Annotated in this window: 20 protein-coding genes, 1 tRNA gene and 1 pseudogene; 11 read left to right on the top strand and 11 right to left on the bottom strand. The window is 69.3% G+C overall.

Annotation, left to right across the window (positions count from 1 at the left end):
- Positions 1 to 13: 13 nt before the first annotated feature.
- A complete protein-coding gene (locus tag ACSNN7_RS05965) occupies positions 14 to 562 on the bottom strand; it encodes a DoxX family protein (RefSeq protein ID WP_436679658.1) in 549 nt (182 codons plus the stop codon).
- Between the two features lie 79 nt (positions 563 to 641).
- Here ACSNN7_RS05965 and ACSNN7_RS05960 point away from each other — a divergent pair, with 79 nt between their 5' ends.
- On the top strand, positions 642 to 1,268 hold the full coding sequence (locus ACSNN7_RS05960; RefSeq protein ID WP_436679621.1) for a MerR family transcriptional regulator: 627 nt from the start codon (positions 642 to 644) through the stop codon (positions 1,266 to 1,268).
- A gap of 169 nt (positions 1,269 to 1,437) precedes the next feature.
- Here ACSNN7_RS05960 and ACSNN7_RS05955 read toward each other — a convergent pair whose 3' ends face one another.
- The 4 genes from ACSNN7_RS05955 to ACSNN7_RS05940 form a co-directional block, all read right to left on the bottom strand.
- Positions 1,438 to 2,286 (bottom strand): aminoglycoside phosphotransferase family protein, encoded by an 849-nt coding sequence (locus ACSNN7_RS05955; RefSeq protein WP_436679620.1) that lies wholly within the window; start codon positions 2,284 to 2,286, stop codon positions 1,438 to 1,440.
- Positions 2,287 to 2,355: 69 nt separating this feature from the next.
- On the bottom strand, positions 2,356 to 2,574 hold the full coding sequence (locus ACSNN7_RS05950; RefSeq protein ID WP_436679619.1) for a hypothetical protein: 219 nt from the start codon (positions 2,572 to 2,574) through the stop codon (positions 2,356 to 2,358).
- 266 nt (positions 2,575 to 2,840) lie between these two features.
- Entirely contained in the window at positions 2,841 to 3,014 is a 174-nt protein-coding gene (locus tag ACSNN7_RS05945; RefSeq protein WP_436679618.1) for a hypothetical protein, read from the bottom strand.
- Positions 3,011 to 3,229: a flavin reductase gene (locus tag ACSNN7_RS05940; RefSeq protein ID WP_436679617.1), complete on the bottom strand. Its 219-nt coding sequence runs from the start codon at positions 3,227 to 3,229 to the stop codon at positions 3,011 to 3,013. Before ACSNN7_RS05940 ends, ACSNN7_RS05945 begins: the two co-directional genes overlap by 4 nt.
- A 373-nt stretch (positions 3,230 to 3,602) precedes the next feature.
- Here ACSNN7_RS05940 and ACSNN7_RS05935 point away from each other — a divergent pair, with 373 nt between their 5' ends.
- Positions 3,603 to 4,004, top strand: coding sequence for a GntR family transcriptional regulator (locus tag ACSNN7_RS05935; RefSeq protein WP_436679616.1), 402 nt, complete (start codon positions 3,603 to 3,605; stop codon positions 4,002 to 4,004).
- A 259-nt stretch (positions 4,005 to 4,263) separates the two neighbouring features.
- Here ACSNN7_RS05935 and ACSNN7_RS05930 read toward each other — a convergent pair whose 3' ends face one another.
- Entirely contained in the window at positions 4,264 to 5,361 is a 1,098-nt protein-coding gene (locus ACSNN7_RS05930) for a TIGR02391 family protein (RefSeq protein ID WP_436679615.1), read from the bottom strand.
- 775 nt (positions 5,362 to 6,136) lie between these two features.
- Between ACSNN7_RS05930 and ACSNN7_RS05925 the strand changes: the two genes are divergently transcribed.
- The 4 genes and pseudogenes from ACSNN7_RS05925 to ACSNN7_RS05910 form a co-directional block, all read left to right on the top strand.
- Positions 6,137 to 7,081 (top strand): ABC-three component system protein, encoded by a 945-nt coding sequence (locus ACSNN7_RS05925; RefSeq protein ID WP_436679614.1) that lies wholly within the window; start codon positions 6,137 to 6,139, stop codon positions 7,079 to 7,081.
- Positions 7,065 to 7,316 carry an ABC-three component system middle component 6 gene (locus ACSNN7_RS05920; RefSeq protein ID WP_436679613.1) on the top strand — a complete coding sequence of 84 codons (252 nt, stop codon included), beginning with the start codon at positions 7,065 to 7,067 and terminating at the stop codon, positions 7,314 to 7,316. The genes ACSNN7_RS05925 and ACSNN7_RS05920 overlap by 17 nt, the downstream gene beginning before the upstream one ends.
- Positions 7,306 to 9,006: an ABC-three component system protein gene (locus ACSNN7_RS05915; RefSeq protein WP_436679612.1), complete on the top strand. Its 1,701-nt coding sequence runs from the start codon at positions 7,306 to 7,308 to the stop codon at positions 9,004 to 9,006. Before ACSNN7_RS05920 ends, ACSNN7_RS05915 begins: the two co-directional genes overlap by 11 nt.
- 155 nt (positions 9,007 to 9,161) lie before the next feature.
- A pseudogene (locus ACSNN7_RS05910) lies at positions 9,162 to 9,592 on the top strand (tyrosine-type recombinase/integrase); the annotation flags it as partial.
- 85 nt (positions 9,593 to 9,677) lie between these two features.
- On the opposite strand, the gene ACSNN7_RS05905 reads toward ACSNN7_RS05910, so the two are convergent.
- Positions 9,678 to 9,749: transfer RNA gene (locus ACSNN7_RS05905), tRNA-Lys, on the bottom strand.
- A 146-nt stretch (positions 9,750 to 9,895) separates the two neighbouring features.
- On the opposite strand from ACSNN7_RS05905, the gene ACSNN7_RS05900 reads away from it, so the two are divergent.
- Genes ACSNN7_RS05900 through ACSNN7_RS05890 form a run of 3 tightly spaced genes read left to right on the top strand, consistent with a single transcriptional unit; the run spans position 9,896 to position 11,848 of the window.
- Positions 9,896 to 10,375: a DUF1772 domain-containing protein gene (locus ACSNN7_RS05900; RefSeq protein ID WP_436679611.1), complete on the top strand. Its 480-nt coding sequence runs from the start codon at positions 9,896 to 9,898 to the stop codon at positions 10,373 to 10,375.
- 45 nt (positions 10,376 to 10,420) lie between these two features.
- Entirely contained in the window at positions 10,421 to 10,720 is a 300-nt protein-coding gene (locus ACSNN7_RS05895) for a hypothetical protein (protein WP_436679610.1), read from the top strand.
- A gap of 45 nt (positions 10,721 to 10,765) precedes the next feature.
- The gene (locus ACSNN7_RS05890; RefSeq protein WP_436679609.1) at positions 10,766 to 11,848 is read left to right on the top strand and encodes an NAD-dependent epimerase/dehydratase family protein; all 1,083 of its coding nucleotides are present in this window, start codon (positions 10,766 to 10,768) and stop codon (positions 11,846 to 11,848) included.
- 9 nt (positions 11,849 to 11,857) lie between these two features.
- Here the strand turns inward: ACSNN7_RS05890 and ACSNN7_RS05885 are convergent, their stop codons facing one another.
- The 4 genes from ACSNN7_RS05885 to ACSNN7_RS05870 form a co-directional block, all read right to left on the bottom strand.
- The gene (locus ACSNN7_RS05885; protein WP_436679608.1) at positions 11,858 to 13,048 is read right to left on the bottom strand and encodes a hypothetical protein; all 1,191 of its coding nucleotides are present in this window, start codon (positions 13,046 to 13,048) and stop codon (positions 11,858 to 11,860) included.
- A gap of 166 nt (positions 13,049 to 13,214) precedes the next feature.
- Positions 13,215 to 13,967 (bottom strand): ZIP family metal transporter, encoded by a 753-nt coding sequence (locus ACSNN7_RS05880; protein ID WP_436679607.1) that lies wholly within the window; start codon positions 13,965 to 13,967, stop codon positions 13,215 to 13,217.
- Entirely contained in the window at positions 13,967 to 15,151 is a 1,185-nt protein-coding gene (locus ACSNN7_RS05875) for a GNAT family N-acetyltransferase (protein ID WP_436679606.1), read from the bottom strand. Before ACSNN7_RS05875 ends, ACSNN7_RS05880 begins: the two co-directional genes overlap by 1 nt.
- A gap of 50 nt (positions 15,152 to 15,201) precedes the next feature.
- Positions 15,202 to 15,921 carry a PP2C family protein-serine/threonine phosphatase gene (locus tag ACSNN7_RS05870; RefSeq protein WP_436679605.1) on the bottom strand — a complete coding sequence of 240 codons (720 nt, stop codon included), beginning with the start codon at positions 15,919 to 15,921 and terminating at the stop codon, positions 15,202 to 15,204.
- 63 nt (positions 15,922 to 15,984) lie between these two features.
- On the opposite strand from ACSNN7_RS05870, the gene ACSNN7_RS05865 reads away from it, so the two are divergent.
- Both ACSNN7_RS05865 and ACSNN7_RS05860 read left to right on the top strand, forming a co-directional pair.
- Complete coding sequence (locus ACSNN7_RS05865; protein ID WP_436679604.1) at positions 15,985 to 17,010, top strand: LuxR C-terminal-related transcriptional regulator; 1,026 nt, start codon at positions 15,985 to 15,987, stop codon at positions 17,008 to 17,010.
- Positions 17,011 to 17,064: 54 nt separating this feature from the next.
- Entirely contained in the window at positions 17,065 to 18,315 is a 1,251-nt protein-coding gene (locus tag ACSNN7_RS05860) for a benzoate/H(+) symporter BenE family transporter (RefSeq protein WP_436679603.1), read from the top strand.
- The last annotated feature ends 40 nt before the right edge of the window (positions 18,316 to 18,355 follow it).

Here is an 18,355-nt window from a genome sequence, read left to right as displayed (position 1 = left end):
AACTCCTTCCGGATCACAGTGACGAGGGGCGGTCGGCAACGGCCGCCGACGGTGTGACGCGGGCACGCCACACGTGCAGGAGGCGTCGGGCCGCCGTGCGGTCGGCCGACCGGGCCACCCAGACGGCGATGGCGATGTAGAGGACCTGCTCCGGGATTCGCAGCCACAGCGAAGTGGGCGCACCCCCGTTGAACGGCACGTCGTTGACGGCGGCGTAGACGTTCGCCGGAAGCAGGAGCACGTAGAGCGCGGCCAGGCTGACCCCGGCCGCCCAGCGGGTCGCGGTCAGCACCAGGCCCACGGCGCCCAGCAGCTCCAGCACGCCGGTCAGGTAGACCATCGCCTCGGCGAACGGCACGACCGGCGGCACCATCCGGACCAGGTCGGCGTGGTTCGGCATCACGGTGACGCTCGGCGGCACGAAGTGCGCGGTTGCGGTGACGACGAGCATGACCGCCATCGCGTGTGCCGCGCTGGCCGCCCAGGTGGCGAACCGGCGCACACCGAGCGCACCCAGTAGACGGAAGCCCAGCAGGGCGATCAGCAGAACCGCTTCAATCATCATCTTCCCCCGGATGGATAGTGCCACTATCTGCTTATGGATACTGCTACTATCCGTCTCGGGTGAGAGGAAGTCAAGGATGCGCATCGCGGAGCTGAGTCGGCGGTCAGGGGTTGCGGTACCGACGATCAAGTACTACCTACGGGAAGGCCTGTTGCCGCCCGGCGAACTGACCAGCCCCAACCAGGCCAGCTACGACGAGCATCACCTGAACCGGCTGCGCCTGATCCGAGCCATGATCGACCTGGCCCAGGTCCCCGTGGCCCAGGTCAGAGCCGTACTCGAAGCGCTCGACTCCGACACCCTGTCCCTGCACCAACGGATCGGGGTGGTGCATCGGGCCATCACCCCGAGCCGGCAGCCGACTGCGGGCGAAGACGCACACGCGGCCGCCACCGCGCAGGTGCAGGAACTCATCCAGCGGCGAGGCTGGGCCGTCGCGCCCGACTCACCGGCGATCGCCACCCTGGTCGACACCATCAGCGTCCTGCGATCACTCGGCCAGGACCACCTGGTCGGCTTCCTCGACTCGTACGCGGAGGCGGTCGAGCGGTTCACCGAGCTGGAGGTCGCCGCGGTCGCCTCCCGGGCCGACCCGGATCAGATCGCCGAGAGCGTAGTGATCGGCACCATCCTCGGCGAGCGGATCGTCGCGTCGCTTCGACTGCTGGCCCAGGAGAACATCTCGTCCCGGCGGCTGCGCTAGGCGACTGGTCGGTCTGGTGCGATCACCGCATCGGCACCGACAGCGCGGTGGAGCGGTCGTGGCACCGAATCGAGGATCGGCCGTCGCGGGTTGCCCCGAATCCGGTTGGAGCTGAATCCGCCGGCGACGGCCCGACGCCGCCGTGCGGGACGTCGCCCGACACCGCAGGTCAGTCGTGGCGGTGGCGCACGATGTAGTCGATGTAGCGGATCGTGTCCTCGCGGTCGTCCTCGCTGATCGAGTCCCACAGGTCCGCCAGCCAGTAGAGCGAGCCCGACAGCATCCAGGCCCACCCGCGCACCCAGGTCGCCTCGTCGAACCCGAGCGCCTCCCGGTAGGCGGCACGCGCGCGGGCATCGAACAGGCTCCAGCCCGGCCGCACCTCGACCGCCGGATCGCCGCGGCCGAGACTGCCGAAGTCGATCACCCCGATGAGCCTGCCCCGGTCGACCAGCAGGTTGCCTTCCAGGAGATCACCGTGCAGCCATACCGGCGGTCCGGGCCACTCGTCTGTTGCCATCGCCTCGTCCCACGCCGCGGTCACCGCCCGCCCGTCGATCCGGTCGCCCAGCGCCGCGATCGACCGGCGGGTCAGCTCGTCCCGCTGCACCAGAGGTACGCCGCGCTGAATCCCCTCCTTGACCGGCCCGCCCATCGGGTCGATCGCGATCATCGCGCGCACGAAGCCGGCGAGGTCGACGGCGAGGTCGACGAGATCCTGCCCGGCTTCCGGATTGCGCCCGTCCAGCCACGGGACGACCGTCCACGGCCACGGATAGTCCCCGCCCGGCCGGCCAACCGCGACCGGCACCGGCACTGGCACCGGCAGATGCGGCGCCAGCCGCGGCAGCCAGGTGGCGCCGGTCGCCACCTGGTCGACCGCCCACTGCGCCCGCGGCAGCCGTGCCGTCAGGGAATCACCCAGCCGGAACAGCGCGTTGTCGGTGCCGATCAACGGCTGCGGGACGATCGGCAGGTCCGACCATTCGGGGAACTGCTCGTCGATCAGGGCGCGCACCTGCTCGACAGCGACGACGATCTCTCCAGGGCGCATCGGCGCGACCGTAGGATCCTTGCGGTCATCCCGTCAATCGAATTCGGACCGCGCCGAACCGTGTGCCGGATCGACCGCACCGCCATCGGCCTGGACGAGACGCCGCGCCATCTGCCGAACCTCGTCCTCGGTGTCGAACTCCCACCGGACCACCTTGCCACTCCCCGAGTCGCCGGTCCTGGCGACGACGCGCCACGGCTCTGAGCCGCAGGACGTACAGAAGGCGCTGAGGAACGCCAACCTGCGGATCACGTTGGAGACCTACGTCCACTGGTTGCCGAAAAGGACGGCCCGCGCGGCGTTGTTGGTGCCCTGGCGGTGCCCGATCATCTTCACCCAGCGTTCTCGCAGCTCAGCGGCGGTAGATGGTGGGCCGCCAGGGACTCGAACCCTGAACCTATGGATTGCCGGCGAGCCGGCCGGATCGGGTGCGGTGCGAGGTCATCCGGCCTGTTGGCGCGCTTCTCGGCCGGGCTCGGCTGGCACGGTTGCTGTACTTCGCTGCTGTACTGCTGGCATCAGACGAGGCGCTGGATGCGGACCTTGGGGCGCTCGTTCTTGAGGTGGCCTTGCTTGTGTTGGCGGACCTGCTCGTCCCAGATTTCCTGGTCGTAGTCCGGGTCCGGCGGGATCCAGCGGTGGGAGCCGTCGCTGTAGTGGAACTTCTCGTCGCCGGGTCGCAGGATGCTCATCGGGTCCAGCCGAGGAACCGGCGGTGCAGGTAACCGGCGGGGACGTGGGCCAAGTCCTGGGCGGCGTCGACGAGATGGGCGGCCAGGTAGAGGGCCAGCGACACGGGGACGCCGTCGTACTCCGCTCGCAGCTCCCGTTGGCGGGTCTGACAAGGCCAGTCGGCACCGCATCCGCTGCACGTCCACGCGGGAGTGACCGGGAGGTGACTCGTCATCTCGGCGTCTCCTGCGCTGCCGACTGGTCAGATGGCCGGGGGCTCTGCTGGTGGTGGTTTGCGGCCAGTGGCCTCGGTTGATCGGAATCCGATGCCTTGTATGGCAGGGCAGCTCGCCTCCGCATCGGCATACCTTCCGCCACCGCTCCCAGGACCAGACCGGCCGGTGCCGCCTGGCCAGAGTGAGCGCGACGGCTATCAAGTACTCCTCGTACGAAACGCGAGGCACCGGTCTCCCCTCGGGTGTGGATCAAGATCGCGCGCATGCCTCCGGACAGGCTCTCCGCGAAAGGCCGCAGTTCATGTCACCGTAACGACGTAGGACTGTAGATACAATAGGATGTAGAGCTGTTGGACACGTAGCGTCGCTTTCGTGATCGACCCAAGTGCGGATCGCGCCGTGTTCCGGCAGCTCGCAGACCTCCTGCGAGACCGGATCACGTCTGGCGACCTCGCGCCTGGGGCTTCACTTCCCAGTGAGCTGCGGTTGGCTCAGGAGTACGGGCTGAGCCGCACGAGTGTCCGACAAGCGGTAGCACTGCTCCGGTCGGAAGGGCTCGTGATCGTGGAACCGCCGCGCGGCACGTTCGTCCGCTCAGTCGAACCGACCGAGACGGTGACCCTCCTCAAGGGCGACACCGCCACCGCCCGGATGCCCACACCCGCCGAGCGGCGCGAGCTGGACATCGGTGAGGGCACCCCGGTAATCGTGATCTTCCGCGCTGACGGCTCACGTGAGGTATATGCCGCCGACCGCATCCGCGTCGGCCGCTAGCCCTGTCCCAGCCGTCAGCGACCTCCGTCGGGGCAAGCTAGAACGCTTCGTCCCGAACGCGGGGTGTGGCGCATCGACTGCTGCCGTCGACTGTCATCCCGTACCGCTCAGCTCGGCTACCACCTCGCCTGCACGCGCCGCGTGTCGCCCGCAAGCGGCACGTTCGATGCTTTCTTGCTGCCTCCGCTACCGCGCCGGACACAGGCAGTTAGAGCCGCAGCCCGCTGCCAAGCAGTGGGCGTAGAAGTATGTGGTCCTGTCAGCGGTCCCCGGAGAGACGGGATTCGGCGGTGTCGAGCCGACGCATGCACATGCTGGCCACAGCAAGAATCTCGGCGACTTCCGCTGCATCAGTTGGACGGAACTTCCGGTGCCCGATGGTGTTGCGCAAACCGCTATAGACACCCATGAAGAAGAACGTCATGCCGTCCTGCTCGCCTCTGTCGTACCCGTCGTCGGCGTGGCTCACATTCAGGATCGGGCCGAGGCTGGGCTTGAGGGCGGCGGCTACGCGGCGCTGGCCGAAGGACTCGCTTTCCGGAAGGGCCAAGGCACCTTTCGATAGCGCAACGACGCGGGCCTCGACCTCGCGTAGCGCCGTGTCCGCCGCTTCTACCATGCGGCCGTTCTCGTATAACCACAGCGCGTCATGCAGCAGCGGGTGGATCTCCACGCGTAATCCCTCGACTGCGGCACGGGCCGAGTCCTGCGTCGGCCCCTGTACGGGAAAGACAGGAACGGGGATGCCTACGTCAGTCGGGCGAGTCAACCGATCCCGCACCTCCCAGTACGCCGAAATTGACTTCATGCCAGCGAACTCCCGGATCGAGCGGGTCACGAAGACTTTGCGCTCGTCTGCCTCGCCGCTGTATCCCCCGCACCACGGCTCGACGTCGACCACGGAAAGGACCTGCCGCAGCACCGTGAGGCCGTGAGCGCCGGGAGGCACGGCTACCGCACGTCGAGCCTCGTCGAACGAGAACCACGGCTGCTCACCGGACGTGTAATCCCACCCCCGTTCCAGCATTACCGCGTACTGCACGAGCAGCATGAAGGTCCTGACATGGTCGCCACCGGTCCGGCAGTTGGCGACACCACCGATGCTCAAGCGGAGGCGTTGTTCAGGTGCCGGCAGCATGCGACCCCGGGAATCGATGCCGCAGACGAGACCAGGCGTCAACTCGTCCCGCGCGTGCTCGAATCGCGTGCCGGCCAGATAGAGCTCCTGGTCGACCTCGGCCCAGGTCGGCCAGACCTGGCGGGCGCAGAAGTGTGCCCAGAGGGCGGCGATCAGGGACGCCGCACGGTCACCTCCGGGTGATGGAACTGCACTCGTCTCACTCACCTGCTGCTGCATGCCGTCGACCGTAAACCACAGGTCGTCGTACGACCGATCACGGCGGACATGACCAAGGGTCATTCGGCGCCGGCCCCGAGAGTCGACCACCTACGACCCAGGCACTCGAACCCTGAACCCGTCCGGCGGTCTGTGGATCATCTCAGATCGGGCGGATCGGCGTCCTGACCTGGGCGAGGTCTCTCGTTGCCTTACAGCGGCTGACAGCCCTTGCCGGCGTCGGTTGTGCCCGGCTTATGCCCGACGATCTTGCCAGCCCATCGTTCGCTGCCCATGTTCCAACATCAGCGGCGACCCCCGCTGAGGGGAGCCGGACGATCCTTGTCGACCGTCGCCAGATGGTGTCACCGCTCTGCCTCTACACGTGGGGCTCGCCATGCCGTGACCTACGTTGTCGCCTTCTATCGAAGCGTTTGCTGCTTCCTCGCTGCCTCGCCGCGACCGGATGCCCAGAGGCTCGTGCTGGCATCGTGTTACCGCTGTGCTGCCGCGGCACCCCTCCGTGTGTTGCAGTGCTAGCAGCCGGTCTCGATCGTGCCCCGGCCACGGATCGGCTCGGCCGTCACGGTGGCCGGTGGGGTGCGCTACGGGCAGATGCAACCATCGAGTCGGGAAGGCGACCATGCATTCCGCAAGATCGTCGGATGGTACAGAGTGATGTTCAGGGCCTGCCCAACAGGCGTGTTGCCGCCCGGGAGCTAGATCAGTCCCTTGTGGGCGGCTAAGCTAAGCAAGGCATTACCAAGCCGGGAAAACGATCCGCTGCGAGGTGCCTGTGACTCTACTGAACGACCAGGATCGGGCATGGTTTCAGAGTCACTTTATGGCTCTTTGTGTGCGCAAGACTGGATTCGACTGGCAGAGTTTCGTCACAGACCTGATGTACGCCAAGCATGGGGGGCAGTTTCTGCAAGTCAACCCATCAGGGCGAGGAGACAAAGGCTGCGACGGATGGATCGACGGCTTGATGCTAGCTTGCTACGGGGCCAGTAACCCCAATCAGGCATACGTTACGAAGAAGATTAAGGACGACTTCACGACGGCCCTCACTCATTGGGGCTCCGACATGGAGCGATGGGCTTTCGTGCACAACGACGCAGTCGGACTTCCCACCATGGCCGTTATGGGGATTGTGGAACTTCGCCGCGAGGTGAAGGGGAAGACAGAGGTGCAAATAGAGGCATGGCCGCCTCAGGTTCTCTGGGATTACTGCTGTAGCGACCTACCGCGAAGCAAGCTTGCTTCTATTCTTGGGGCACCACCGTCGGATCACCCTGCTGGGATGAGTTATATCGCACGCTGCGTTGAAACGCTGGCCCGCACAAGGCTTCCCGCCGACCTAGAGGAAGTGTCGGAGGTCCCCTACGGCAAAATAGAGCACAACGAGTTCGGCGAGGAAGTTGCCGAGCTGATTAAAAAATTCCAGACCCAGACTAGTCATGTGCGCTACTACTTCAGCCAATCTACTCCGGGCGAACAGTCACAGGCGTCGCAGATGCTGCGAGTGCGATTTGACAAATACCGGGCGCTTCTGGGAAACTCGGATGCGGTATTTCATGCGTTGTGCGATAGCTTGGTCCAAGAGGCGTTCGCCAACAGTGAAGGATACGGCGACGCCGAGCAGCAGCGAAGCGCGGCCATGATGGTTGTAACGCACTTTTTCGAGATCTGCGAGATTTTCGAATCGCCTGAGGAGGTTGGCTATGCTCCTACCGTCTAAGGCGATAGCAACAGATCAGGCCCTCATGTCTGTCGGCGCTCAAGTGCTACTACAACTCGATAGGCCCGGGACTGTTAGTGCCGTCTGGAGCCGGTTGCTAGAGTGGCGCGAACAGCGCAATATGCGATCTTCGCTGCCCTTCTGGTGGTTCGCGTTATCGCTTGACACTCTTTTCGCAATCGGTGCCGTTGAGTTGCACAATGGCGAGCTAACGAGGATCCGCCGTGCTGCGTAGCCTCGACTCTGACCTGCCACGGTTTAAGGTCGCCCGGTTCGAGCCGGGTGTAAACGTCGTTTTAGCGCACAGGACCCAGGTGGCCCGCGCCCAAGACACGCGGAACGCCGTAGGTAAGACGAGCTTTGTTAGCACATTAGACTTTTTGCTCGGCCAATCCGCTCCACCAAGCCACATCCTCCGACAGCCGGAACTTGCTGATGCCACCTTTAGACTCGTCCTAGACCTAACGGCTGGCCCCACGAACGTCACTCGCAGTGGCATCAATCCAGGCTACCTGCAGATCAACGGCCGGCTGGTGCGGCTGCAAGCTTGGCGGCAGCAGCTCGGGGCCGAGCTATTTGGATTGACTGGCTCCCCAGAGGAGCCGACTTACCGCGCACTCGTAGCTTTCTATCTCAGAAGTGTGTCGAACGGGGCGTTTCTAAATCCCACCGAGACGCATAGGAAGCAGAGCGTTTTCGAAACACAACCGCCTCTTGCATATCTCTTTGGCTTGGACACGGGGCTTGTAGCCAAGGTTCGTGAGATTGCCGACGCCGACAAGAGTCTGCGAGAACTTAAGAAAGCGGCGCAGGACCCGATCTTAGGGATGACGCTCGGAAGAGTCCAAGATCTGGATGCAGAGATTCGAACCCTACGCATTCAGGAAGAACGGCTCTCGGCCCAGCTATCCTCATTCCGTGTAGTTGACCGCTATTCGGAGCATCGGGCGGATGCCGATGAGTTGAGCCGAAAGATCCGCAAGATTAACGACCGGCTGGTGCTTCTAGAACGCCGGCTCGGCGATCTAGAAGCGGCCATAGACCGAGAGGATGAAGCGCAGCCAGACCACGACTACCTTCGAGACGTGTACGACCAGGTGGGTATCGTCTTGCCGGACATGGTCGTGCGTCGCTTCGAAGAGGTGGAAGCCTTCCACAGATCGGTCGTGAACAATCGACGCCGCTATCTTGAGTCAGAGCACGGCCGCCTAGTGCAGCTAATCAGCGATGATCGGCAAGCGTTGTCGGAATTAGACGCCGAACGATCTCAGTTGATGCGTCTATTGGAGGCTGGCGGGGCACTCGAAACGTACAACGAACTACAGCGGCAGCTCGGCGAGGTTGGCGGAAGATTGGCGGAGTTGACCGAACGTCGCCTGACCGTTGATCGGTGGGAAAACGCTAACCGGCATTTGCAGCTCCGTTCGGCTGAGCTTGAACTGCTGGTCAGCACGGATCTCCAGGAGCGGCGACTACAGGTGGATGAGATCGCCGAGATGTATGCGTCATTCGCCTACGTGCTATACGGCAGCCGTCGTCCGGCTTCGCTAACAATAGAAGCATCTCGGACTGGTTACAGATTCTTCCCAAAAATTGGCGGGGACGCGAGTGAAGGCGTCCGGAGCATGGCCCTTTTCTGCTTTGATTTGACCATGGCGGTCATTGCCCACCGGGCCGGACGAGGACCAAATTTTCTTGTCCACGACAGCCACCTGTACGACGGCGTGGAAGCCAGGCAAGTAGCAGGGGCACTGAATCTAGCTTCTGACGTCACGGAGCGAGAAGGCATGCAGTATATCGCCACGATGAATTCAGACGACCTCGAGAAGGCCCAGCGCGAGGATCCCAAACTGCGCTTCCATCAGTGCGCAGAAATGACGGATGAATACGAGGAGGGCGGGCTCTTTGGCATCCGCTTCAACTGATGAATCTGCCGCTGCCGCTGCCGCCGCCTTAGGAACCTGCTCACCCTAGTAGTGCGCTTCGATTTCCTGCCCCTCCGTCAACTGAGCTTGACGTCCGATGCGAGCTGCCGCGCGGGCCAACCGAGGAGGCCGTGGTGGGGATGCGGCGCGCGTAGGTCGGTGCCGAGTTGTTGCATCGGGAGACAAAGACGGCCGCCTCGGACGCCACCCTGCCGCTGCCGGACATCTGCACTGTGGCGCTCGACCGCCGTCGCGCCGCGCAGACCGCCGTCCGGGACGCCGCTGGCCCGGCCTGGCAGCTCTCCGACCTGATCTTCACCACCCGCTACGGCCGGTCGGTCGAGCCGCGCAACTTCAACCGGTTCTGGGATCTGCGCTGCGACGCGGCTGGGGTCCGGCGGATCACCGCCCGGGACGCCGGCGTACCTGCGCCTCACTCCTGGCTGACCTGGACGTGCATCCCCGAGTGGCGATGCAGATCCTCCGGCATGCGCAGTTCGCGATCACCATGGAGATCTACACGGTGGTGTCCTCGGCGGCCACCCGCGACGCGCTCAAGCGACTCGGCAGCGCACTGGACCGGTGAGGCGGCTACTGCTGTACTTCGCTGCTGTACGCGCCACGCGCACACGGACGGCGGACCCATAAAGGGCCGCTGACCTGCAGAGGAGTGGGCCGCCAGGGACTCGAACCCTGAACCTATGGATTAAAAGTCCACAGCTCTGCCATTGAGCTAGCGGCCCCGTGCCCTCAGGCTACCGGACCTCGCCCGGCGAGGCGTTCCGGCTTCCAGCCGTCCGTCGATGCCCCGCACACCCCAGACGCCCGCGCATGCCCCCGAGCCCCTCGACCATGGTCAACAGGGTCGCACCAGGCGAGTCTGGCAGGCATGAGAACGATCGCCCTCGCCGCCGCCACCGGAGTCACCGGACTCATGGCGGGACTCTTCTTCGCGTACTCCTGCTCGGTCATGCCGGGCCTGGCCGCAGTCGACGACCGCGCCTTCGTCGGGACCATGCAGTCGATCAACCGGCGGATCCTGAACGGCTGGTTCCTGGCGGCCTTCCTCGGCGCGGCGGTGCTGATCGGCCTGGCGGTGGCGCTGCACCTCACCGTCGGCGGCCGGGTGCTGGCCTGGACGGTCGCGGCGCTGGTGCTCTACGGCGCGACGCTGCTGATCACCATGCGGTGCAGCGTGCCGCTCAACGACCGGCTGGACGCGGCCGGGCCGGTGGACCGGATCGCCGACCTGGCGGCGGTGCGGGGGAGCTTCGAGGCGACCTGGGTGCGGTGGAACCTGGCCCGCACGGTCACCAACGTCGCCGCCTTCGCCTGCCTGGTGGCCGCGCTGGTGTCCCGGCCCGCCTGACGGGGCTGCCGACATGAAATTGCGGCAGCGGGGAACCGAAACGGCATGAGGATGAGCAGCACCCCGGCCGTGGCGGCGTCGAGCGAGGAGATCGGGCCGGACGGCGCACGGGAGCCGGGCGGTGAGGTGCACGCCTGGCAGCCCGGCCAGAACTCGACCGTCTGCGGGCTCCAGCTCAGCCGTACCCGGCTGCGGCGCTTCCCGCACGTGCCGTTCGACTACACGTCGACCGACGTGCTGACCGAGGCCGACCCGGTGGGCTTCGTCTGCCCCCGCTGCCTGGCCGCCACGCAGGGCCGCCGCAAGCGCGAGAAGGCCTGGGTACGCCAGTCGCCCCGCCCCTGACCGCTGCGGGGGTTGGAGTCCGGTTCAACGGGTACGGCAGCCCGTATGCGGATCGTCATCGTGGGTGCCAGCGGCAACGTGGGGACCGCGCTGCTGCGCCGACTGGGCCAGGAGCCGGGGCTGGAACTGGTCGGCGTGGCCCGGCGGCTGCCCGGCCCGGACGCCGGTGCGCCCTACGACCAGGTCGAGTGGCACTCCTGCGACATCGGGGCGCCGGGCGCGGCCGGGAAGCTCGCCGCGGTCTTCGCCGGGGCGCAGGCGGTCGTGCACCTGGCCTGGCAGATTCAGCCCAGCCACGACCGGCGCACGCTCTACCGGACCAACGTCGGCGGCAGCCGCGCGGTGTGCGACGGCGTCGTCCAGGCCGGCGTTCCCGCCCTGGTGTACGCCTCGTCGGTCGGCACGTACGCGCCCGGCCCGAAGGACCACCCGATCAGCGAACGCTGGCCGGCGACCGGGGTGCCCGGTTCGCCGTACAGCCGGGACAAGGCCGAGGTGGAGGCGATGCTGGACCGCCTCGAAGCCGAGCACCCGGCGCTGCGGGTGGTACGGCTGCGCCCCGGCCTGGTCTTCCAGCACGACGCGGGCACCGAGATCTCCCGGTACTTCCTCGGGCCGCTCGCCCCGGTCCGGCTGCTGCGCTTCGGGCGCATCCCTGTCGTACCCGCGAATCGTCGGCTGCGGATGCAGGCGGTCCACGCCGAGGACGTCGCCGACGCGTACGCGAGGGGGGTCCTGGGTGACGCGCGCGGCGCCTTCAACGTCGCCGCGGACCCGGTGCTGACCCCGGAGCTGGTGGCCCGGCACTTCAAGGGCTGGACGGTCCCGGTGGCCGCCCCGGTGCTGCGCGCCGCCGCCGCGCTAACCTGGCGGTTCCGGCTGCAACCCGTCGAAGCGGGTTGGGTGGAGCTGGCCCTGAACGCGCCGCTGATGTCCAGCGAGCGCGCCGAGACCGAACTCGGCTGGCACCCGAAGGTGGACGCCCTCACCGCCCTGAAGGACCTCTTCGCCGGCATGGCCGCCCGCGCGGGCACCACCGGCCCGCCCATGTCCGCCGCACCCGACCTGCCGGGCCGCCCCGGTGGGCTGCTCAAGGCCCGCACCCCGGGCCACGGCAACCCCTACTGAGCGGGCGGGTCAGCTCAGTCGCGAGGAGGTGACCGCGGGCGGGCGGGCGCCGAGGAAGAAGATGCCGGGCAGGCCCTCGGTCTCGAAGCCGTCGCTGGGATTGCGGCGCAGCGTCGAGGACTCGATCTTCATGGTGCCGGTGCGGTCGTTGCTGACGAAGAAGATCGCCCCGCCGCCCTCGTTGGCGTGGTTGTTCTCGATGCGGGTGCCGGCGATGCGCACGGTGAAGTCGTTGCCGTCGCAGTAGATCGCGCCACCGCTGCCGCCACCTGGGGTGCCCGCCTTGGCCGGGTTGGCGCCGTTGCCGACCGCCTTGTTGCCGGTGAAGACGCTGTTCAGCACGGTCCAGGAGACGCCGATGCTGCTCAGCGCCGCCCCGTTGGCGCAGACCCCGCCGGTGAAGGTGCTGTTCACCACGTACACCGGCTTGTTGTCGTACTGGCTGAGCACCCGCAGCGCCGCGCCGCCCAGGTCCGGCCCGGTCCGGTCGCACCGGTTGCCGGTGAAGCGGGAGTTGACCACCTTGACCCGGCCGCCGCGTACGAAGATCGCGCCGCCCCCGCCGCCCTCGGTCCGCTCACCGGTGGAGTTGCCGTCGGCGAAGGTCAGGTTCTGCACGATGAGCTGCGGGTGGTCCTGGTTCTGGCAGTGCGGGGTGGTGAAGTTCTGCGCGGCGTCGCAGGTGTTCATGTAGAGGATCCGCCGCTCGCCGCCCCCGGAGAGGGTGACCTTGCCGCCGCCGTCGAGCACGATCCGCGCCCCGACCTTGTTGCGGACCTTCGCGGTGGCCTTCATCTTGATCGTCACCGGGTCGGGGCCGCAGTCGAAGGTGATGATCCCTCCGGCCGCGACCGCCCGCACCACCGCGTCCGAGGTGCAGCTCGCCGGGGTGCCCGTGCCGACCGTCCGGGTCGGACGGGAGGTGTCCACCGCCCGCGCCTCGGCCGGGACCGCGGCACCGCCGTTCGGGTTCCCCGCCTTGAGCAGTGCGCCGGCCGACGCCGACGGCTTCGGCGACGCGCTCTTGCCCGGGCCGCCGAGACCCGACCGCGCGCCCGGGGTGCCGGTCGGTGGGGCGGGAGCGGTCGCGGTGGCGGCGGTGGCCACGGGCGGGCGCTCGTCGGCCGCACCGCCGCAGCCGGGCAGCGTGGCGGTGGCGACACCGAGGACGAGCAGAACGGCAACAGGCTTCAAGCGCACCGCCCGATGCTAGGAGGCGTCCACCCCGGACACCAATCCGCGCACCAGTCTTAATCTGCCCCTAATCCTGACCGGCCCCCGCCGCCCCGCGGGCCCCGTTTGCGGCGGGTGGGGGTGTTCCCGCGCCGGGACGGCCCGACACGCCGCAAACGGGGGCAACGGCGGGTCACGCGTGGGAGAGGGCGAAGGCGGTCAGGAAGCCGACGACCGCGGCCAGGCCGACCAGCAGGTGGGCGTCCTCGTACGCCTCCGGCAGCATGGTGTCGCTGAGCATCGCGATGATCCCACCGGCGGCGAGCGCGGTGATGGTGGACATCACCGCCGGCGACGCGCCGCCCAGCAGCAGGTAGCCGGCCAGCGCGGAGATGCCGCTGGCCACCGCGATCGCCGACCAGAGCAGGAAGACGTACCGCCGGGAGCGGCCGGCCCGCCGCATGCCGGCGGCGCTGGCCAGCCCCTCCGGCACGTTGCTCAGGAACACCGCCACCACGGTGACCAGGCTGACCGGGCCGCCGGCGATCAGGCTCGCGCCGATCACCACCGACTCGGGTACGCCGTCCAGCAGCGCGCCCACCGCGATCGCCGACCCGGACCCGGGCATCTCCTGCTCGGTGGGCTGCATGTCCGCCTCCGAGCGCATTCGGTGCCGGGCGCCGCGGCGGGCCAGCAGCACGTTCGCCCCGGTGTACGCCAGCGCCCCGCTCGCCGCCCCGATCGCGGTCGGCATCAGCCCACCCAGCTCGTGCGCCTCGGCGATCAGCTCGAAGGAGACGGCGGAGAGCAGCACGCCGGCGCCGAACGCCATGATGGTGGCGATGACCCTGCGGGGCACCCGGCCGAAGTACCCGATCGCCGCCCCGATGACCAGCGCGGAACCGGCCAGCAGACCCCAGGCCCCCGCCTCCCACCAGCCCGGCATCAGAAGTCCGCGAAGAGGTAGGGGAGGTGGCGAGGGAAGAGGCGGCGGAGTTCGGCTGCGGCGTCCGGGGCGATCGAGCCCAGACCGCGGACGGCCACCTCGGCCGGGTCGAGCACTCCGTACGCGAGCGCGGAGAGCCCGGCGGCGGTGAGCGTCGCCGCCGGCGCCGGGCCGCCGCCGGTGAGTTCCAGGTGGCCGGTGGTGCCGTCGAGCAGGTGGGTGCCGGCCAGCCAGCGGTCGCCGACCAGCTCGACGCGGACCCGGCCTGGGCCGGCGGGGAGGCCGGCGAGCGCGTCCAGCGACAGCAGTCGGGCCATCGGGGCGAGCGAGCCGGACCGGGACACCCGCGCCTCGACGTGCACGTCCAGGTCGGTCAGCCAGAGCTCGGGCAGCTCGTCGGCGGCCACCTGGAGGCTGATCCGGTTGACCTGGTCGACGTGCCGGGCGAGGAACTGCAACAGCAACGCCCGCGCGTACGGGTCGGTGGCGAGCAGGTCGTCGCCGACCAGCTCACCGTCGTGGTCCTCGATGCGGTACGTCAGTGCGCCCATGGTCGTACCGCCGATCCGGGCGGTGACCAGCCAGCGGTCGTCGCGGTCGCGCAGCCCGACGGCGCGGAACTCCGGGAAGATGGCGAAGCCGTGCCGCTCCCGCACGCAGCGCTCGGTGAACGCCCGGTATCCGGCGTAGCCGGCGCCGATCCGTTCCCAGGTCAACTCGCCGGGCAGCTCGGCCCGGAGCAGCGGGTCCAGGTCGGCGGGAGAGAACCGGACCGTACGCGCCCGGGGCAGCCCGACGTAGCCGAAGCGCTCGTAGAAGCCGGCCCGGAACGGGTACAGCGCGGTCAGCGGGTGCCCCTCGTCGCGCATCTCGTCGAGGAGCTGGTGCAGCAGCGCCCGGACGTGACCCCGGCGGCGGGCCAGCGGGTGGGTGGCCACCCCGGCCACGCCGGCCATCGGCAGCACCCGGCCGCGCAGGTTCTGCCGCATCGGGATGGCGCTCGCCGCCGCCCGAGTCTCCCCGTCCTCCTCCACGACCAGCGTGCGGTTGCCCTTGTTGTACGGCAGGTACCGGTGGAACGCCTCCACCCGTTCGGTGCTGAGCGGGGACGCCTCGAAGGCGTACGCCTGGAGCGGGAAGCTGGTGGTCAGTCGTTCCTCGGCGGCCAGGCGACGGATGAACATCCGTCCATCCCAACCCGGCCGGCGGCCCCCCGCAACCCGATTGGTCCCCTTCAGCCCTCCGTCAGGTCGGAAACCACCACGGTGACGTTGTCCGGCGCACCGGCCTGATGGGCGAGCTTGACCAGTTGCTCGCCGCAGAGCTGCCGGTCGCCGTACGTGGTCAGCGCGGCATGGATCGCCGCGTCCTCCACGTAGTCGGAGAGTCCGTCGCTGCACAGCAGCAGCCTGTCACCGACGAACATGGTCAGCAGCCCGATCGCCGGTGCGGCGTCCGCGCCCTGCACCGCCCGGGTCACCAGGGACCGCTGCGGGTGGTGCCGGGCCTGGTCGGGGGAGAGCGCACCCTGGTCGACCAGCGCCTGCACGAAGGTGTCGTCCCGGGTGAGCTGGGTCAGCTCGCCGTCGCGCAGCAGATAGCAGCGCGAGTCGCCGACCTGGGCGAGGACCAGGGTGTCCCCGGCGAGCAGGGCGGCGGTCAGCGTCGTACCCATGCCGTCGCGGGCCGGGTCGGCGGAGATGGCGGCGCGGATGCGCTGGTTGGCGGTGGCGACGACGGCGCGCAGCGCCTCGGCGGCCTCGTCGGCGACGGTCGGCGGGACCAGCTCGTCCAGGATCCGGATGACGATCTCGCTCGCCACCTCGCCGGCGGGGAGCCCACCCATGCCGTCCGCGACCGCCACCAGGCGATCACCGGCGAGGGCGGAGTCCTCGTTGTTGGTGCGGACCAGGCCGACGTCGTTGAGGATGGCCGAGCGGAGGATGAGCGTCATGCGACAAGCTTGCCAAGAACACCCTTGATCCGTCTCTACGCACTAGTGCGTAGGCTGGCAGAAATGATGCCGGTGTCCATGGTCGGACGCGCCGGCGAGCGTGCCGAGCTCGACCGGGCGTGGTCCACCGTGGTCGACGCCGGCCGTCCCTCGCCCGCCGTCACGGTGATCACCGGGGCGGCCGGGGTGGGCAAGAGTCTGCTGGTCGCGGCCGCTGTGGAGGGCTTCTCGCCCCGCCCGGCCGTGGTCCTGTCCGGCACCGCCCGGCTGCACGACCCGGCCCCGTACGACTGGTTGGCGGCGGTGCTCAGTGGTCGCGACACCAGCGGGCTCGATCTGCCGCCCGACGCGCTGGCCTGGCTCGCCCAGCAACCCACCGCCCGCGAGCGCTACGCCCCCGGCACCCTGCTGCGGCTGGCCGTGCGCACCGTGCGGGGGCTGGTCGGCGCCGGCCCGGCCGTGCTGGTGGTGGAGGACCTGCACGCCCTCGACCCGGCCAGCCTCAACCTGATCGGCGAGCTGGCCACCGCCGGGGACCTGCCGGCCCTGCTGGTGGTGGCGAGCCGGCCGCCGGCCGACGCGGTCGCGCCGGACCTCGCCGTCCGCGTCCTGTCCCGGCTCTGCGGGGTACGCGGGGCGGTGCGCCAGCACCTCGGCCCGCTCGGCGTCGCGGAGGTGGCCGAGGTGCTGACCCAGGTGTACGGCGGCACCCGCCCCGCCGACCGGATCACCAGCGCCGTCTGGCAGCGCACCGGCGGCAACCCGTACGCGCTGACCGAGCTGCTCGCCGCGCACGCCGGCCGGGGACCGGAGGCGCTGGTCCACCGGCCGCTGCCGGAGCACCTGCGGCTGCCGGCCCCCCGCCCGGCCGCCCCGCCGGACGCCGAGCTGACCGGCCGGGAGGTGGAGGTGCTCGGCTGCCTGGTCGCCGGGATGTCCAACAAGCAGGCCGCCCGCGCGCTCGGCATCTCGGTCCGCACGGTCACCGTGCACGTGTCGAACCTGCTCCGCAAGACCGGCTCGGCGTCGCGCACGGAGGCGGCGCTGTGGGCGGTGCGGCACCGCGTCCCGTCCCGCCCGCTGGGCTGAGCCGTCCCTGGCTAGGGTGGCCGCGAGACGGCTTCGGAGACCGGGGGTGCGGTGATGGCGGGACGGCTGCAACCGGTGCTGGCCGGCGTGGTGACCGCCCTGGTCGGCTTCGCCAGCTCGTTCACGGTGGTGCTGGCCGGGCTCCGGGCGGTCGGCGCCGACGAGGCCCAGGCCGCCTCCGGGCTGCTCGCGGTCAGCGTCGCGTCCGGGCTCTGTGCGCTCTGGCTGGGACTGCGGCACCGGATGCCGATCGCGATCGCCTGGTCGACCCCGGGCGCGGCGCTGCTGGTCGCCACCGGCCCGGTCCCCGACGGCTGGCCCGCCGCGGTCGGCGCGTTCCTGCTCTGCGGAGTGCTCATCGTGGCCGCCGGGCTCTTTCCCGTGCTGGGCCGGGCGGTCGCCGCGATTCCCGGCCCGGTGGGGGCGGCGATGCTGGCCGGGGTGCTGCTGCCGCTCTGCACCGCGCCGGTCCGGGCGCTGGTGCAGGTGCCCCGGCTGGCCGTACCGGTGATCGTCACCTGGCTAGTGCTGCACCGGTTCGCCCGGCGCTGGGCGGTGCCGGCGGCGCTGGTGGTGGCCGGGGTGGCGATCGCGCTCACCTCGCCCGCCGGTGGCGTCGGCGGGTTCCGGCCGGTGGTCGAGCTGACCGCGCCGGTCTTCACCGTGCCCGCGCTGGTCGGGTTGGCGCTGCCGCTCTTCCTGGTCACCATGGCCGCCCAGAACGTCCCCGGTACGGCGGTGCTGCGCGGCTACGGCTACCGGCCGCCGCTGAACGCGGCGCTGCGGGTGACCGGGCTGGCCGGCGCGCTGGGCGCGCCCTTCGGCGGGCACGCGGTGAACCTCGCGGCGATCAGCGCCGCCCTGGCGGCCGGGCCGGACGCCCACCCGGACCCGGAGCGGCGCTGGATCGCCTCGGTCACCGCCGGGCTGGGGCTGGCGCTGCTCGGGCTGGGGGCGGGGGTGGCGACCGCGCTGGTGCTGCTCTCGCCACCGGTGCTGATCGAGGCGGTGGCCGGGCTGGCACTGCTCGGCGCGCTGGCCTCGGCGGTGGCCGCGGCGGTCGCCGAGCCGGAGAGCCGGGAGGCGGCCGTGGTGACCTTCGTGGTCACCGCCTCCGGGGTGAGCCTGCTGGGGGTGGCCGGCGCGTTCTGGGGCCTGCTCGCCGGCTGGCTGATGCTGGTGCTCTTCCGCCGCCGCGTCACATCGCCCCCGGCGGCCTCCGCTGTTCCGGTGCCGGCGCCTTCCGAGGCGCCGGAGACCGGAACGGCCGAGGCGGGCGAGGCGGGCGAGGTCAGCCGGCGCTGAGGTCACGTCTTCCGGTGCCGTGTCGGAGTGGGGGCGGGCA

The sequence above is a fragment of the Micromonospora sp. URMC 105 genome (assembly GCF_051386295.1).
Lineage (GTDB): Bacteria > Actinomycetota > Actinomycetes > Mycobacteriales > Micromonosporaceae > Micromonospora.
The sequence above is the reverse complement of the archived record's forward strand: the minus strand, read 5'-3'. Positions and strand labels throughout refer to the sequence as shown.

Excerpts from the sequence above, each read along its gene's own strand:
- ACSNN7_RS05860 (WP_436679603.1), top strand. The coding sequence starts at position 17,065 with ATGGCGGGACGGCTGCAACCGGTGCTGGCCGGCGTGGTGACCGCCCTG.
- ACSNN7_RS05930 (WP_436679615.1), bottom strand. The coding sequence starts at position 5,361 with ATGCAGCAGCAGGTGAGTGAGACGAGTGCAGTTCCATCACCCGGAGGT.
- ACSNN7_RS05890 (WP_436679609.1), top strand. The coding sequence starts at position 10,766 with ATGCGGATCGTCATCGTGGGTGCCAGCGGCAACGTGGGGACCGCGCTG.
- ACSNN7_RS05940 (WP_436679617.1), bottom strand. The coding sequence starts at position 3,229 with ATGACGAGTCACCTCCCGGTCACTCCCGCGTGGACGTGCAGCGGATGC.
- ACSNN7_RS05945 (WP_436679618.1), bottom strand. The coding sequence starts at position 3,014 with ATGAGCATCCTGCGACCCGGCGACGAGAAGTTCCACTACAGCGACGGC.
- ACSNN7_RS05920 (WP_436679613.1), top strand. The coding sequence starts at position 7,065 with ATGCTCCTACCGTCTAAGGCGATAGCAACAGATCAGGCCCTCATGTCT.
- ACSNN7_RS05960 (WP_436679621.1), top strand. The coding sequence starts at position 642 with ATGCGCATCGCGGAGCTGAGTCGGCGGTCAGGGGTTGCGGTACCGACG.
- ACSNN7_RS05880 (WP_436679607.1), bottom strand. The coding sequence starts at position 13,967 with ATGCCGGGCTGGTGGGAGGCGGGGGCCTGGGGTCTGCTGGCCGGTTCC.
- ACSNN7_RS05875 (WP_436679606.1), bottom strand. The coding sequence starts at position 15,151 with ATGTTCATCCGTCGCCTGGCCGCCGAGGAACGACTGACCACCAGCTTC.
- ACSNN7_RS05965 (WP_436679658.1), bottom strand. The coding sequence starts at position 562 with ATGATTGAAGCGGTTCTGCTGATCGCCCTGCTGGGCTTCCGTCTACTG.
- ACSNN7_RS05870 (WP_436679605.1), bottom strand. The coding sequence starts at position 15,921 with ATGACGCTCATCCTCCGCTCGGCCATCCTCAACGACGTCGGCCTGGTC.
- ACSNN7_RS05900 (WP_436679611.1), top strand. The coding sequence starts at position 9,896 with ATGAGAACGATCGCCCTCGCCGCCGCCACCGGAGTCACCGGACTCATG.
- ACSNN7_RS05865 (WP_436679604.1), top strand. The coding sequence starts at position 15,985 with ATGATGCCGGTGTCCATGGTCGGACGCGCCGGCGAGCGTGCCGAGCTC.
- ACSNN7_RS05895 (WP_436679610.1), top strand. The coding sequence starts at position 10,421 with ATGAGGATGAGCAGCACCCCGGCCGTGGCGGCGTCGAGCGAGGAGATC.